We start from the raw sequence: 15,406 nt of genomic DNA, 5'->3' as shown, positions 1-15,406 counted from the left end.
ACATAGATACCGATAGACAGATTACAACACAGTTTTACCTTTCTTGATGATCAAGCTGGTTTCGCCGCCAGCTGCCGGTTCAAGCCCCGCGCGCTGCGCTGGCTGACCTCCACCAACCCACAAGTTAACCGTTCCGGGGACCACTGCACGCTGTCCTTTTGCGTCTACTGTACTTAAACGGCGATCATCCAATTGGAAGCTCACTTTTTGTGTCTTGCCTTTGGCAATGTGAACGCGTTGGAAGCCTACCAGCGTACGAATTGGCGAACCTTGAATATCTTTACGCGAGGCATACAACTGCACCACTTCGTCAGCATCCAGGTTACCCACGTTGGTTACATCCACAGACACAGTTACAGCACCATTTGAATCCCATTGCTTGGGCGATTTAATTTCACCATAAGAAAACTTGCTGTAGGACAAACCGTATCCGAATGGATAAAGTACGTCGTTTGTATGAAATCTGTAAGTGCGGTTGTCCATGGAGTAATCATTGAACTTTGGCAATTGATCAAGCGACTTATAGAAAGTCACGGGCAAACGACCTGCCGGGCTAAAATCACCTGCCAGCATGGAAGCAACTGCTTCACCGCCCTGCCCACCCGGATACCAGGCTTCAACCAACGCAGTCGCAGATGCATCTTCTTCGTTAACCGCCAATGCACTTCCGTTCATCAGCACAACCACAACAGGTTTTCCGGTTGCGTAAAGTTTCTTCAACAATTCGCGTTGCGCTGCTGGCAAATTCAAATCAGTACGATCACCACCAGTAAAACCTGGCATAGGCACCGGCATTTCTTCGCCTTCAACTTGTGCTGTTATACCGCCCACAAACACAACGGCATCTGCATCTTTTGCTGCACTTACAGCGGCTTGCGCACCAGGATTAGAAGGCACACTCCACATCAATTTTTCATTACCTTGCTCACCGCGCTGGAAGGCTTCAATTTTCAAACGATAGGTTTGGCCAGCAACCAAATCAACATTACCGCTCGCAATTACCGGGCGCCAATCAACGTTCCAGGCATCAATAACGATTTTGTCGTTGACCCAAATACGGTAACCACCATCAGCAAGATAACGCATGGAATAAGTGCCGGTTTCAGGCGCTTTCACAAAACCGGTCCAACGCACGGCACCACTGGCAACTTCGTTGCGCCAGCTAACCGTTGCATTCTCATCTATACGCTTAACAAGCGGCTTATCTTTGTAACTTTTATCAGCGTAATACTCGGCGTTCAAACCGGATTTTTTACATTTTTCATCAACACACAGTACGTTATTTGGAACAGCTGACTGAACAGGATCAACCAACCCGGTTCCCTGTGCATATTGAATATTATTTTCACCAAAACGCGCGCGCATACCTTTCAACACAGTCACAGGATTTGAAGGACTGCCGTTGTAGTTACCTTCCAATGCTGCAACGCTATCAGCGTTTGGACCAACTACAGCAAGTTTTTTAATGGACGATTTAAATGGCAGGAAGCTATCTTTATTTTTCAACAACACGAGTGATTCACTGGCGATAGTGCGAGCAAGTTGACGATGCGCTTCAGTGTCATTGTCATTTGCGGTAATTTTTGGAAACACTTGTGTACGTTGATCAAATTGACCAAGGCGCATTCTCGCAGTGAACAAACGCACCAGAGCCGTATCAATTTGCGCTTCGGTCACCAAACCTTTTTTGAGCGCGTTGTTGATGTTGTCTACTTCATTTGCCTCACCACAAATCAAATCCATACCGCTATCAAAGGCCGCTTTTATGCCTTCTTCCGGTGTCGCAGTAAAGCCATGGCTGCCTTTGAAATAAATATCAAATACTGCTGCGCAGTCAGACACAACAAAACCTTTGAAGCCCCATTTATCGCGCAAGTTTTCTTTTAACAACATAGTATTCGCACAAGCAGGAACACCGTTAATGGCGTTGTAAGCGCACATCACTGACTCAGCTTTTCCTTCAACCACTGTTGCGCGGAATGCAGGCAAATAAGTTTCTTCAAGATCTTTTGCACTAGGATTTACGTTGTCTCTATGACGACCAGCCTCCGGACCGCTGTGAACCGCATAGTGTTTAGGCGTGGCCACGGTTTTTAAATAATGCGGATCATCACCCTGCAAACCTTTTACGTAGGCAACACCAAGACGTGATGTTAAATATGGATCTTCACCGTAGGTTTCTTGGCCTCGCCCCCAACGCGGATCACGGAATATATTAATGTTGGGCGCCCAAACGGTTAGACCTGCAAACCAATCTGAGCCACCAAAGCGATGGAGTTTTGAAAAATGTTTTGCGCGAAATTCTGTGCTCACCACATCGCCAATTTTTTGCATGAGCGGTTCGTTAAACGCAGCGGCCATACCTACAGATTGCGGGAATACGGTTGCATCGCCTAAGGCTGCAACACCGTGTAAGCCCTCGTTCCACCAGTTGTATTCACGCACGCCAAGGCGAGGAATTGCCGGTGCGTCGTTAATTAACTGTGGTGTTTTTTCTTCCAGCGTCATACGCGACACCAAATCTTTGGCGCGCTCTTCAAAGCTGAGCGATGTATCTTTGTATGGCAAAACTTTTGGCTTAAGCTGATCTGGCATGAGTTGCGCGCTGGCAAACGCAGAAAACAGCATTGCCGAAATAAGTGCACAAGATGTGCCTAGGTATTTTTTCACACGCAAATTTTTCATGCGAGGGAAATGCTTTAACTGAGTAAATTTACCCATAATGAATTCCATCTTTTTATTGGAGGGATACGCAGCAAGATGCTGCTGCGCTGTGTTTGCCCGCTTGTTAATTTCTGCACAAGTTTTTTTAAATCGAACCCTGTGCAGAATGTTGAAGCTGAAGTGTTTTTCTACAGACCGAATACTTCGTTTAAGAATGCAATCATGTCGTCAACCGCAGGTTTTGACATATCATCAAAGCAACCCTGGTTGTAATCGTTACAACCAGAATCGAGGAACCCGTGTTTTTTACCGGGATAAATTTTGAGGCGAACGGATTGACCCAAGCTCTTAAGCTGCTCCGTATATTTTTGCGAAAATTCTGGTCTAGTGGCTTGGTCGTTTTCGCCTACGTGCACAAATTGTGGCGGCAACTTATATTTTTTGGCGTTTACTAAATATTGATCTGGAGAAAGGGCCAGGTAGTAGTCCGGGTTATCTTTAAGGTTGATAGCATCACCAAAAAAGCCGCGCGCTTTTGCATGCGCCCAACCCCAAATAGGACCGCCTTTTTCAAAACCATTTTCTGCCATACCCACTAAGCTAAATCCGGTGTAGCTCAAAATAGCTGCTTGTAATTTCAAGCCGTCTTTACTGGCAACCTGCTCAGCCGTCATGCCCTGTGGAAGGTAAGTAGGTTTAAAGCCCAGCGGCTTTTTCGCAAAACCGTCACTATCCAAATTACGGCCAGCTAACATCACCATTGAAGCTAAATGGCCACCCGCGCTATCGCCAGTCACCGCCACTTTGGTTGGGTCGCCACCGTATTGTTTGATGTTGTCCTTCACCCAAAGCACCGATCCCATACCGTCTTCAATAATTTCGTTGATAGTGGTGGTGTTATCCAGATCTGACAGCAAACGATAGTTCACATTAACCGTAATAACATCGGTACGGCTTGCAATGCTGGTCGCAAGGTCAGTCATGATTGACTTGCTATTTAGCAAGAAGCCGCCGCCGTGGAAGATCACTAAAACTGGTTTGGGCTTGGTAGCTTGGGTTTGGGGAACGTGGATATCCAGCGTAAGGTTAAAACCCTTAGGGCTGGCCCAAACGATTCCCACGTGATGCTTGATGGGGTGGTCCGCAAATGCGCTGGAACAGAGGGGTGTTAAGAGTAAAAAAACAATAAAATAACGAGTTAATTGACGCATTTTTATTTTTCCTCATTGCCGATCTTGTGTTTGGATTTTTATTAGCCTGCTGTAAATCGTCCATGCGATCACGTAGTCATTATTACTATATGATAATAATATCGCAATACTGATTTGAAGAACCCACAGAAAATAGACGCGAAAAATCGTTCGATTTTTTAGTTCATCCACAATTATTTTTGTTCGGTGTTGAACCACAAGATGTAGTAATAAACAGCGACTTACCCTAGAAGAAAAAATTCTAACCTCTGCTTAACCCCTCACTTAGATACAAAACCCGCGTCAGCACGCTGTTTAAAGGGTTTTACGCAGTTTTTTCACCGACTACCCACATCTTATCCACAGGCCGAACGGCAATTTTCAGGCTTGCATTAATCACTTAATCGCATTATCTTGTTGCTCAGATTTGACTAAACCCCTACATATAGGGTTTTGTGACAGGCTTCTCTATTGGTTTCCAATAGTGCAATCAAACGATTGATGCTCCGCCTGTCAAGTAGATTTGGTAAGGCTTTTACACCCAATTGAGTGTTTATAGAGATAGTCAGTTTCTATAGACAGCCAAAACAGGCCCTGAGCGCACAGTTTTGGCATCAGTAGTTTGGGAACAACCGCCACTATATGTTGTGTTTACTTAAAAGTGTCTTTAATGCGCTTGGAAGTATTCCCATATATAAGGAGGCGGTAGCAGTAAATTATGGCTCAGGCCGTAAATTGACCTGCTGAGTAGCGTTCTAAACCCTGATTTTAATAAATACAAAATGGCCCTTGGCCAGAATTAGGGTTTAAAAGCTGTAAGAAATGGACATGGCAATTACCAATCCCTGTTTCACCTTCACTGTTTAGTTTTAGGATTTACAAACCGCTGATTATTTGCGTTGTCTATTGAACGCAGTCACCGGTTTTTTGGATTTATCGCTTTATATACATAACTACGGATATGACCTCACGCGGGAGACGTCTATGCACACCGACATTGAAAGCAGTACCAGCACTACCCCTCAACACGATATTCATGGCAACCAAAACCTTGCGGCTACAGCGCCCGGCCAACTGCGCATTATCAAGCGCAATGGTACGGTTGTTCCGTTTGATGCAAGCAAAATCGCCATTGCCATGACAAAAGCATTCCTGGCTGTTGAAGGTGGTACCGCTGCAGCGTCGACCCGTATCCACGAAACCGTAGACAATCTCACCAAACAAATTACCGCGACTTTCAAGCGCCGCATGCCTTCTGGTGGCACTATCCACATTGAAGAGATTCAGGATCAGGTTGAATTGATCCTCATGCGCTCCGGCGAGCAAAAAGTTGCCCGTGACTATGTACTTTACCGCGAAAAGCATGCGCGTATGCGCGCTGAAAAACGCAGTTCAGAACAAGCTGCTGACAGTGAATACCCAAGCATCAACGTAACCTTGTCCAACGGCACCCGCGCGCCTTTAGACATTGGCCGTATGCGCACCATAGTTGCTGAAGCTTGCGCTAATTTGAAAGGCGTTGAAGAGAAAGCGATTCTCGATGAAGCCATGCGCAACCTTTATGACGGCGTAAACGAATCTGATGTAAACACCTCTTTGGTTATCACTGCCCGCACATTGGTAGAAAAAGAGCCGAATTATTCTTTCGTAACCGCGCGTTTGTTGATGGACAAATTGCGTGCAGAAGCTTTGAGCTTCCTTGGCATAGCACAAGAAGCCACCCAATCAGACATGGAGCTTTACTACGCTCGCGCCCTGCCTGCTTATTTGAAAAAAGGCGTGGAGCTCGAATTATTATCTCCAGAACTTTTGAAATTCGATCACGAAAAATTAGGCAAAGCTTTATTAGCTGACCGCGATTTGCAATTCACTTATTTGGGTTTGCAAACTCTGTACGACCGCTACTTCATTCACAGCAATGATGTACGCATCGAATTGCCACAAATTTTCTTCATGCGTGTTGCCATGGGCCTCGCCATTGAAGAAGAACAAAAAGAAGAACGCGCAATCGAGTTCTATCGCTTGTTGTCATCTTTCGATTACATGAGCTCTACCCCAACTCTGTTTAACGCTGGTACTTTGCGTCCGCAATTGTCATCTTGCTACTTAACTACTGTACCAGACGATCTGCACGGTATTTACGGTGCAATGCAAGACAACGCAATGCTCAGTAAATTTGCGGGCGGTTTGGGTAACGACTGGACACCAGTTCGCGCACTCGGTGCTTACATCAAAGGCACCAACGGCAAATCACAAGGCGTTGTACCTTTCTTGAAAGTTGCCAACGATACTGCTGTTGCTGTTAACCAGGGTGGTAAGCGTAAAGGCGCTGTATGTGCGTACCTTGAAACTTGGCATATGGATGTTGAGGAGTTCTTAGAGCTCCGCAAAAATACTGGTGACGACCGTCGCCGTACGCACGATATGAACACCGCTAACTGGGTGCCCGATGCATTTATGAAGCGCGTGTTTGATGACAAAGAGTGGACTCTTTTTTCTCCAAACGATGTTCCAGATTTGCACGATTTATACGGCCAAGCTTTTGAAGAACGTTACGCATTTTACGAAGCACAAGCCGCTGCAGGCAAAATCAAAGTTTTCAAAACTGTTCGCGCGTTGGATTTGTGGCGCAAAATGCTCGGCATGTTGTTTGAAACTGGCCACCCATGGATCACCTTTAAAGACCCATGCAACATTCGCAGCCCACAACAACATTGCGGCGTAGTGCATTCATCTAACCTGTGTACAGAAATTACTCTGAACACCAAAGCAAATGATGAAATCGCGGTATGTAATTTGGGTTCGATCAACCTCGCACAACACATTGTGAACGGCAAACTTGATCAAGCAAAACTTGAACGCACTGTGCAAACCGCTATCCGTATGTTGGATAACGTAATTGATATTAACTACTACGCTGTTGCAACCTCTAAAGCATCTAACTTGCGTCATCGTCCAATCGGCTTGGGCATTATGGGCTTCCAGGATGCATTGTATTTACAACGCATCGCTTACAGTTCTGATGAAGCCGTTGCCTTCGCAGATACTTCAATGGAAGCAGTAAGTTACTACGCGATTAAAGCGTCAAGCGAATTAGCAAAAGAACGCGGTAAATACTCTACCTTTGAAGGTTCTTTGTGGAGCAAGGGCGTTCTACCAATCGATTCGATTGAAAACCTCGCGCAGAACCGTGGCGAGAAATACATTAAAGTTGACCGCAGCCAAACACTTGATTGGGCTTCATTGCGCGCACAAGTTAAATCACAGGGTATGCGTAACTCCAATGTGATGGCGATTGCCCCAACGGCAACTATTTCCAACATCACTGGCGTAACTCAATCGATTGAACCGACTTACCAAAACCTCTACGTGAAATCTAACCTCTCTGGTGAATTCACTGTAGTAAACCCGCACTTGGTACACGATTTAAAAGCTCGTGGCTTGTGGGATACCGTAATGGTTAATGATTTGAAATATTACGAAGGTTCGGTGCAAAAAATTGATCGCATTCCCGCAGATTTAAAAGCGATTTATTCGACCGCATTTGAAGTAGAACCCAAGTGGATTGTTGAAGCTGCAAGCCGTCGCCAAAAATGGATTGACCAAGCGCAAAGCTTGAACTTGTACATTGCTGGCGCTAACGGTAAAAAGTTGGATATCACTTACCGTATGGCATGGTTCAGCGGTTTGAAAACCACTTACTATCTGCGTGCATTAGCAGCAACTACTACTGAAAAATCTACCATTAATACCGGTGCATTGAACGCAGTATCTGCAACAGGTGCAGGCGGTGGTATTGCAGCTGCTCCAGCAGTTGCAGCGCCAGTGATTTCAGAAGTTGAACAAGCCAGCTTTGCGCAAGCGGCACCAGTGCCACTCGCATGTTCAATCGATAATCCTGATTGCGAAGCTTGCCAGTAATTATCTGAGCAATAAAAAAGCCCGCACATTGCGGGCTTTTTTATTTGGTCATTCTTAAAAATATTTAAACCTTAAATATTAATTCCGCTGTAAATCACTTCGCCCTCTCGAAACATCCTTGCCTCTTGCGGTTGATAAACTTTCCAGTCTTCATTAATCGTTAAAGGCTTGGTAGCAATCAAAATCATTTTATCGTGCTCGTTGTGATGTTGACTTAAATCGAGCGACACATCTTTATCCACCAGGGTTACAGTAGTGAAAGGATATTTTCTTTCAACATGTGCCAATGAAGTTGAGCAATAGGTAAATAGCAAATCACCATTCGAGAAAATAATATTGAAAGTGCCGAACTTCTCTATTTCCCTGCTCAAATCATTCAAGACTTTAAACAAAGCCTCGCTGTCATCAGTACCTTGTGGCAGTTGCGATTCCAACTGCTGCAACAAATAGCAAAATGCTAATTCGCTGTCGGTATCACCTTGCGGATTAAATCTTCCATTTAATTCCGGAGCAAAATTTTTCAGGTCGCCATTGTGGCAAAACAACCAGGTTTTACCCCAAAGCTCACGGTGAAATGGATGGCAATTGCTGAGTTTAACTTCGCCAACAGTAGCCTTGCGGATATGGGCGATAATCGTTTTGGATTTAATACCCGCACTATTAATTTCTGCTGCCAATTCAGAATTAGCGGCTGGCTGGTGATCCAGAAAAACATCGAAGTTGTTGTTGCGAAAAAACGCAATTCCCCAACCATCTTTATGTTCATCGGTTAAACCACCACGTGCGCGAAAACCTTCAAACGTAAAGTTGATGTCTGCTGGCTGCTTGCAACTAACTCCTAACAACTGGCACATGGGCTCGATCACCAAAACTGCTAAATGAATATAGTCAGCATAGTATGGTTATTTGCGAACGAGCGGAAATATCAATTTTTTTCAAGCTTATAACTGCTTTGAGATTGTGCAATTTGCAGCAGTGTGTTGCTCAATAAACTATTTACGGACTTGTGAGGATTAAACAGCTGTTTATAGGGGACGCGAGCCGAGTTCATACATATATTGCCAGGGATAAACGCCACGCTCGTGACCGTCGCTAAAAACAAATTGCAATCCCTGCCCTAGATTGTTGATTTTCTTAATCTTCAAATCTGCATCCCTCAAGACCAAATGCCCACGCACCTGTTCAGCACGGCAAGTAGCACAGCGACAAGCCGCACGCAGCTCGCCATAGCTAAATCTGTGTTCCTGTCCATCGCGCCAGCAAATAACAAGCTGCTGCTCCAGGTGAGCATTGTGTATTTTTTGCGGTGCAAAGATCACGCTACGCGCTCACTAAGTTGTGCCAACGCAATGCGTACGGCTTTGCGAACTTCGGGGTCACTATCATTTTCAGCATGACGCAAAGCTAATACGGCATGTTGATCGCCAATTTCGCCCAAAGCGAGCGCGGCTTCCTTACGCAAATTGCTGATGCTATGCCCCAGTAAGCTAATCAGCGCAGGATTAGCGGGTATAAAACGCAATTTACCCAAAGCACGAGCGGCCTGCAGGCGCACCTGCCAATAGTCATCAGCCAAGGCATCCACCAATTCGGTGCCCGCCTCTTTAAAGCCCAGCTTACCCAAAGTTGCGGCTGCCTCCTCGCGCACTTGCCACTGACTATCCTGCAAGGCCTTATAAAGCGCCCTAAGTGATTGCGGTTCTGCTGCAAATCCCAGGGCACCCGTGGCCGCGCGACGTACGTCCACATCTATATCATGACTCGCGAGCGTGGCTAAATCGGCAAGCGCAGGTTTATGTTTGAGCCAAGCCAATACACCTACAGCTTCGCGACGCACGCCCGCGTCTGCATCGCCCAGAGCCGCAATGGCGGGTTCAGCTGCTGCAGGTAAACGCAGCTCGCGCAGGGCCCGCAAAGCCCGGCGGCGCACGCTGACATCGCTATGAACAGCCCAAGGCAAAATCCACTGGCCAGAAATAGATTCTTTAAGTTGCGTAAGGCTGTGAGCTGCAAGCTCCTGCACACTGTGATTGCTATCTGTAAGCGCTTCGCACAATGCAGTAATCACTTCTGGCTCTTCCCATGCCGCAAGCAAACGCGCAGCCTCAGCACGTACATCGGCATCGCTATCTGTGCGCAAACTTGTCGTCAGCAATGGCAAAGCATCTGGTTCTTCCAAATCAGCAAGATCAATCAACGCGATGCGACGCACAGCTGCATCGCTATCTTGCAAGCGTGGCTGCAGGGCAATGATGTCTGGATTATCAATAAAACTCATAGAGACTCAAATTCCATTAAGAATGTAGATCGCAAAACGCGATGATGTTTAATAGGTAAACTCAACTGCCGGCGGCAAACCCAGAGGTGATAAACGTGGTAACTGTCGGCCTTCTTCATGACTAAGTAATTCAAGGCAATGGCGTTTGAGCCGCATAAATTCCGGTGTAGTCACCAACTCGGTTGTACGCGGACGCGCAAAGTCCACCGACAAATCTTCAATGATGCGCCCAGGCCGCGGACTCATAACCAAAATTCGATCAGCAAGAAACAATGCTTCATCAATATCGTGCGTAACAAACACCACAGTGGTGCGAATTTTTCCCCAAATGCTTAACAATAATTGCTGCATTTTTAAACGTGTTTGCGCGTCGAGCGCGCCAAAAGGCTCATCCATTAACAACAAGCGGGGCTTATTAATAAGTACACGTGCAATTTCTACACGTTGCTGCATGCCGCCCGACAATTGACTAGGCCAACGTTTAGCAGAATCTTCCAGCCCAACAAGTTTGAGCATTTCAGCCGCTTGCTGGCGACGCTCCTGCTTACCAATCCCCTGCATTTTCAAACCAAATGCAACGTTATCGAGCGTGCTGCGCCAAGGCAAAAGTGTGTGATGTTGGAAAACCATTCCCCGTTCTGGTGATGGATTTTTAATGAATTTTCCATCCAGCTTTAAACTGCCGTGGCTCGGCGTAATATGCCCGGCCAACGCACCCAACAAAGTAGATTTACCGCAACCAGACGGTCCTAAAATACAGACAAATTCACCGGGAGCAATCGTAAAATCTACTGATTGCACAGCTTCAAACGCTGCTTTACCTTCACCGAGATGAATTGAAATTTTTTCAGCGTTAATTTGACCCTGTGCAGCTTTATTTTTTTCAAAGCCAACATCATCAGCCATTTCAAACGCAGCGCCATGTGTTTCAGCAGCCAATTGTTTTGCATTGGCAGATTCGTAAATAGTCATCATGATTTTCCCAGACGGTACCAAGGAGTTAAAAAATTGCCGAGGATTTTTATTAACCAGCTGCTCCCCATTCCGAGCAAACCTATTAACAACATTCCCACTACAATGTCCGCATAATTTTGAATGACGTAAGATGACCAGGTGTAATAACCAATTCCGAATTGCCCGGAAATCATCTCAGCAGTTACCAAACAAAACCACGATGTACCCATTCCAATTGACAAGCCTGTAATAATGCTTGGCGTTGCACCGGGCAAAATTACCTCGCGCAAAATTGCACTTTTACTCGCACCTAAACTGCGAGCCGATGCAATTAAACGTGGATCAACCGCCTCAACACCGTGAACTGTATTCAATAATATTGGAAACAATGCCCCGGTAAAGGTAATAAAAATCATGGAAGCTTCCGATGATGGAAACATTAAAATTGCTAGGGGAATCCAGGCAACCGCGGGAATTGGACGCAACAATTCCAACGGCGGCATAAGAATTTTTTCTGCGCGTTTGGAACGGCCAACCGCCAACCCCAAGCCGACCCCTAACACGCTTGCCGTTAAATAACCGCTAAACACGCGGGTTAAACTGCTGCTCAGGTGTGGCCACAGCGAATCAGAGCTCACTAACTGCCATACAGCAGCAAGCACAGCTCCCGGTGTTGGTACGTTGCTAAAAGTCACCAACCCTAAATTCAAATGTTGCGTGGCTGCGACTTGCCAGAACAGCAAACATACTGCAATCGAACCCAGTTGCAGCGCCACACCCTGCAATTGTATGGAAGGAAATTTTAACAACGACATTAGCTAAACCACCTTATAAAAATCTTTGGGTACATTACAAACGGATGGAGCTGAAATCGCGTACCGTTCCTGAATTACTTTTCGCGAAAGCTTCTGCTTGCTCTTTTAGCAAGAAGGCATCGACTTGACCCTGTGCGCTTTCAACAAACCAAGCCTGGTTAGCGAGCAATTTAATACCGCTGTCAGATGCTTGTGCATAAATAGCGCGAATATCTTTGCCTTCAGACTCTAATTCTTTTAACACTTTTACTGCATCTTTAAACGAAGCGTAGTGGCGAACCAAAGGTTCACCGCGCACCCAAATTTGAGCAACATGTTTAAAGTCTGTAATGGGCTTACCTGTTATTGCGTCCTTGGCGTTCAGCGGCAATTGTGCGTAATTAGCAAGAGATTTTTTGTAATCCAAATCGGATTGTTTGAAAGCTTCACGGATGTATTTATCATTAATAAACTTCTCAATATTTAAACCTTGATCCGTTTTCTTCAACAATTTCAGCGTATCAATCGCTGTCGCCAAGGCTTGGCGATACTCTGGCTTCCAGGTTAAATCACGAGTTTGTAGTCCTAGAGGGCCGTGGAATAAATAATTCACTTCCGCATCAATACCAGTCACCTTTTCAATTAACTCGCTGTATTTTTCTGGTTCAGCCGCAATTAATCGATCTGCTTCCAAAGCAGCACGCAAATAAGCAACAACAATTTCCGGATATTTTTCTGCATAAGCAGCGTCTACTAAAGTTCCGTGGAAAGTTGGTGCATTAGCTTGCGAGCCATCATAAATTTTGCGAGCAAAACCGCGGTTAGGAAATAATTCCGCAAAAGGAACGAAATCAGCATGGGCTTCAATACGGTTACTTTTTAATGCCGAGCCAGCAATTTCCGGGGCTTGCGCAATAATTTTTACGTCTTTATCAAGATCCCAACCTTGAGCCTTAATCGCGCGCAATAACATGCCATGTGAAGTTGATGCAAAAGGTACAGAAATCGTTTTACCTTTTAATTCGGTAATTGATTGCACCTGCGATGCAGCAGGTACAACAATTCCGTTGCCGCTGCCTTTAATGCTGCCGGATAAAACGCTTAAGAAAATACTGTGCTTACCCGCCGCCTCATGAGCGACGCCGTTAAATGAACCGGGAAAATCGGCCATTGCGCCGAAATCCAACTTACCCGCAACCATTTCATTGGTGAGTGGAGCACCGCTGGTAAAGTTTTTCCATTGGATATCGTAGGTTGCATCTTTGTACTTACCCTCATGCGGTAAATATTTTTCCAATAATTTCAACTCACGAATTAACAAACCACCGGTCGAGCAATTAATAGTGGTGTCTTGTGTACCCAATGCAACACGAATAGTTTCAGCATAGGTGTTAACGCTGGCAAAACTGGCAACAGCCAAAGCAATGCTCGCTGTTATCTTGGTGGTAAAACGCATGGTCCTTTTCCTCTCAATCTAATGTGTGAATCGTTATCGCCTCACATAAGGTGGACAACGAGAGGTTACTTCGAAAAAAACGCGCCCAATGTTTTCGGGTGGCAGAATAAAAATAGTTAACGCAACAAATAGGGAATATCGACTTTTACCGCACCTGTTGGGCAATCGGCCTCACAGGGCATGCAATACCAACATTCGTCAAATTGCATATATGCTTTTTGTGTAACAGGATTGATCGCTAACAAATCCATAGGGCACACTTCTACACACACAGTGCAACCTTTGTGGGCGATACATTTATCTTCATCCACAGTGACAGGAGCGTTACTGCGAAAAAAAATTTCTTGTGCTTGTTGGGGCATGGGTCGCCTCCTCTCATGAAATCTTTAAAATTAACCGTTGGCTACTTTCAAACGCAGCTTGTTATAAGCACCCTGTTCTTGTTCGTTGAGCGAAACCAGGTAAGGTTCTATAGGACGTTTTATACTGATCATATTGCCCTGCTCGTCTTTCTTAAGATGGCAATGCACCAACCAATCAGCATCATTACGCTCTGGATAATCAACGCGATAGTGATACAAACCCCAACGGCTTTCAGTACGGTATAAAGATGCACGGGCAGCCATTTCTGCACAATCGCGAATAAAACTGACCTCCATAGCGCGCATTAATTCGTGCGGGTTATTGGCTTTAATTTGTTCAATGTCTGCTGCGATTCCATCAAACCGCTGCAAACCTATTTCCATTTTTTTAGTGACTTTCGGCGGCTGCAAATAATCATTTACAAAGCGGCGCAATTTGTATTCCACCTGCGCGGGTGGCAAACCTTCAGAGCGCTGCAAGGGTGCATATACACGTGAGCGTTCACACTCTACTTGCGCAGCATCCACTAAAGAAAATTCGCGCTCTGCAACGTAATCTGCTGCATTCACACCCGCAAACCAACCATAGGTAAATGCACCCAACATATAGTTGTGTGGCACGGCTGCCATATCACCCGCCGAGTAAAGACCTTTAACACTGGTCTCTGCTTTTTCATTAACCCATACACCTGAAGCGCTATGGCCCGAACAAAAACCAATTTCAGAAATATGCATTTCAACCATATTTTCGCGATAGTCTGTACCGCGATTTTGGTGAAATTGACCGCGACTTGGGCGCTCGTTGCTGTGCAAAATAGTTTCAATATTTTGGATTGTTTCTTCTGCCAAATGCGTAAGCTTTAAAAAAACGGGGCCGTTGCCACCTTCCAGCTCCTGGTAAAACTCCCACATCATTTGGCCGCTCCAATAATCGCATTCGATAAAACGCTCGCCTTTATTGTTTGCGGTGTAACCGCCAAGTGGCCCCGTGACATAAGCACACGCAGGCCCGTTGTAATCTTTAATTAATGGATTGATTTGAAAGCATTCCAAATTCGCCAACTCAGCACCGGCGTGATAAGCCATTGAGTAGCCATCGCCAGCATTGGTTGGATTTTCATAAGTACCCATTAAATAACCGGAGGCTGGCAAACCCAAACGGCCAGCTGCACCGCAGCAGAGAATCACAGCTTTTGCTCGTATCACGTAAAAATCTGCTGTGCGGCAATCAAAACCTAAAACGCCATTCACTGCACCTTCGCTATCTGTTAATAAACGCGTGCTAACCAAACGATTAGTAATTGAAATTCGCGCACGCTTAAGTTGTCGGTAAAGCACTTTCTTAATGTCGTGCCCTTCCGGCATGGGCAATACGTATGACCCCATGTGATGCACTTTTTTTACGGCGTAATCGCCCGTTTCATCTTTTTCAAATTTCACGCCCCAGCGATCCAACTGCTCAATGGTCGCAAAACTATGTTTTGCATAGGCATAAACAGTGGCTTGATTCACCACACCATCATTCGCAATCGTAATTTCTTTTGTGTATTGTTCTGGCGTTGCATGACCAGGAATGACTGCGTTATTTAATCCATCCATTCCCATGCTAATAGCACCGGAACGTTTCACGTTGGCTTTATCAATTAACAAAATGCGTAAATTTGGATTACGCTCTTTAGCTTTAATAGCAGCCATAGGGCCTGCAGTCCCACCGCCAACAACGACTATGTCGTATTCTTGTTCAATGGTTTTCAAACTACTGATATCAAAAGCGGTATTGCTCATAG

The 15,406-nt window shown here is 45.5% G+C and carries 11 protein-coding genes; 1 reads left to right on the top strand and 10 read right to left on the bottom strand.

The annotated features are described in order from the left end of the window. Positions 1-21: 21 nt before the first annotated feature. Together IE104_RS05630 and IE104_RS05625 are read right to left on the bottom strand one after the other, a co-directional pair. A complete protein-coding gene (locus tag IE104_RS05630) occupies positions 22-2,721 on the bottom strand; it encodes a glycoside hydrolase family 3 protein (RefSeq protein ID WP_229837621.1) in 2,700 nt (899 codons plus the stop codon). Between the two features lie 131 nt (positions 2,722-2,852). After that, on the bottom strand, positions 2,853-3,875 hold the full coding sequence (locus tag IE104_RS05625) for an alpha/beta hydrolase (RefSeq protein ID WP_189416590.1): 1,023 nt from the start codon (positions 3,873-3,875) through the stop codon (positions 2,853-2,855). A gap of 963 nt (positions 3,876-4,838) precedes the next feature. Between IE104_RS05625 and IE104_RS05620 the strand changes: the two genes are divergently transcribed. Further along, positions 4,839-7,775 (top strand): ribonucleoside-diphosphate reductase subunit alpha, encoded by a 2,937-nt coding sequence (locus tag IE104_RS05620; RefSeq protein ID WP_189416588.1) that lies wholly within the window; start codon positions 4,839-4,841, stop codon positions 7,773-7,775. A 71-nt stretch (positions 7,776-7,846) separates the two neighbouring features. Here the strand turns inward: IE104_RS05620 and IE104_RS05615 are convergent, their stop codons facing one another. The 8 genes from IE104_RS05615 to IE104_RS05580 form a co-directional block, all read right to left on the bottom strand. After that, a complete protein-coding gene (locus IE104_RS05615; RefSeq protein WP_189416587.1) occupies positions 7,847-8,629 on the bottom strand; it encodes a class II glutamine amidotransferase in 783 nt (260 codons plus the stop codon). 171 nt (positions 8,630-8,800) lie between these two features. Further along, positions 8,801-9,094 carry a DUF971 domain-containing protein gene (locus IE104_RS05610; protein WP_229837619.1) on the bottom strand — a complete coding sequence of 98 codons (294 nt, stop codon included), beginning with the start codon at positions 9,092-9,094 and terminating at the stop codon, positions 8,801-8,803. Further along, positions 9,091-10,053: a HEAT repeat domain-containing protein gene (locus tag IE104_RS05605; RefSeq protein WP_189416586.1), complete on the bottom strand. Its 963-nt coding sequence runs from the start codon at positions 10,051-10,053 to the stop codon at positions 9,091-9,093. Before IE104_RS05605 ends, IE104_RS05610 begins: the two co-directional genes overlap by 4 nt. 48 nt (positions 10,054-10,101) lie before the next feature. Then, the gene (locus IE104_RS05600; protein ID WP_229837617.1) at positions 10,102-11,028 is read right to left on the bottom strand and encodes an ABC transporter ATP-binding protein; all 927 of its coding nucleotides are present in this window, start codon (positions 11,026-11,028) and stop codon (positions 10,102-10,104) included. Then, complete coding sequence (locus IE104_RS05595; protein WP_189416584.1) at positions 11,025-11,822, bottom strand: ABC transporter permease; 798 nt, start codon at positions 11,820-11,822, stop codon at positions 11,025-11,027. The genes IE104_RS05600 and IE104_RS05595 overlap by 4 nt, the downstream gene beginning before the upstream one ends. Positions 11,823-11,856: 34 nt before the next feature. Continuing rightward, positions 11,857-13,257, bottom strand: a complete 1,401-nt coding sequence (locus tag IE104_RS05590) for an ABC transporter substrate-binding protein (protein ID WP_189416583.1) — start codon at positions 13,255-13,257, stop codon at positions 11,857-11,859. A 116-nt stretch (positions 13,258-13,373) separates the two neighbouring features. Further along, positions 13,374-13,619 (bottom strand): 4Fe-4S dicluster domain-containing protein, encoded by a 246-nt coding sequence (locus IE104_RS05585; protein ID WP_189416581.1) that lies wholly within the window; start codon positions 13,617-13,619, stop codon positions 13,374-13,376. Between the two features lie 30 nt (positions 13,620-13,649). After that, positions 13,650-15,404 carry a fumarate reductase/succinate dehydrogenase flavoprotein subunit gene (locus IE104_RS05580; RefSeq protein WP_189416580.1) on the bottom strand — a complete coding sequence of 585 codons (1,755 nt, stop codon included), beginning with the start codon at positions 15,402-15,404 and terminating at the stop codon, positions 13,650-13,652. Positions 15,405-15,406: the final 2 nt, after the last annotated feature.

This window comes from Cellvibrio zantedeschiae, assembly GCF_014652535.1.
In the GTDB taxonomy this organism is placed as follows: Bacteria; Pseudomonadota; Gammaproteobacteria; order Pseudomonadales; family Cellvibrionaceae; genus Cellvibrio; species Cellvibrio zantedeschiae.
Note: the sequence above shows the minus strand (reverse complement) of the source record. Positions and strands in the feature narration are given on the sequence as shown.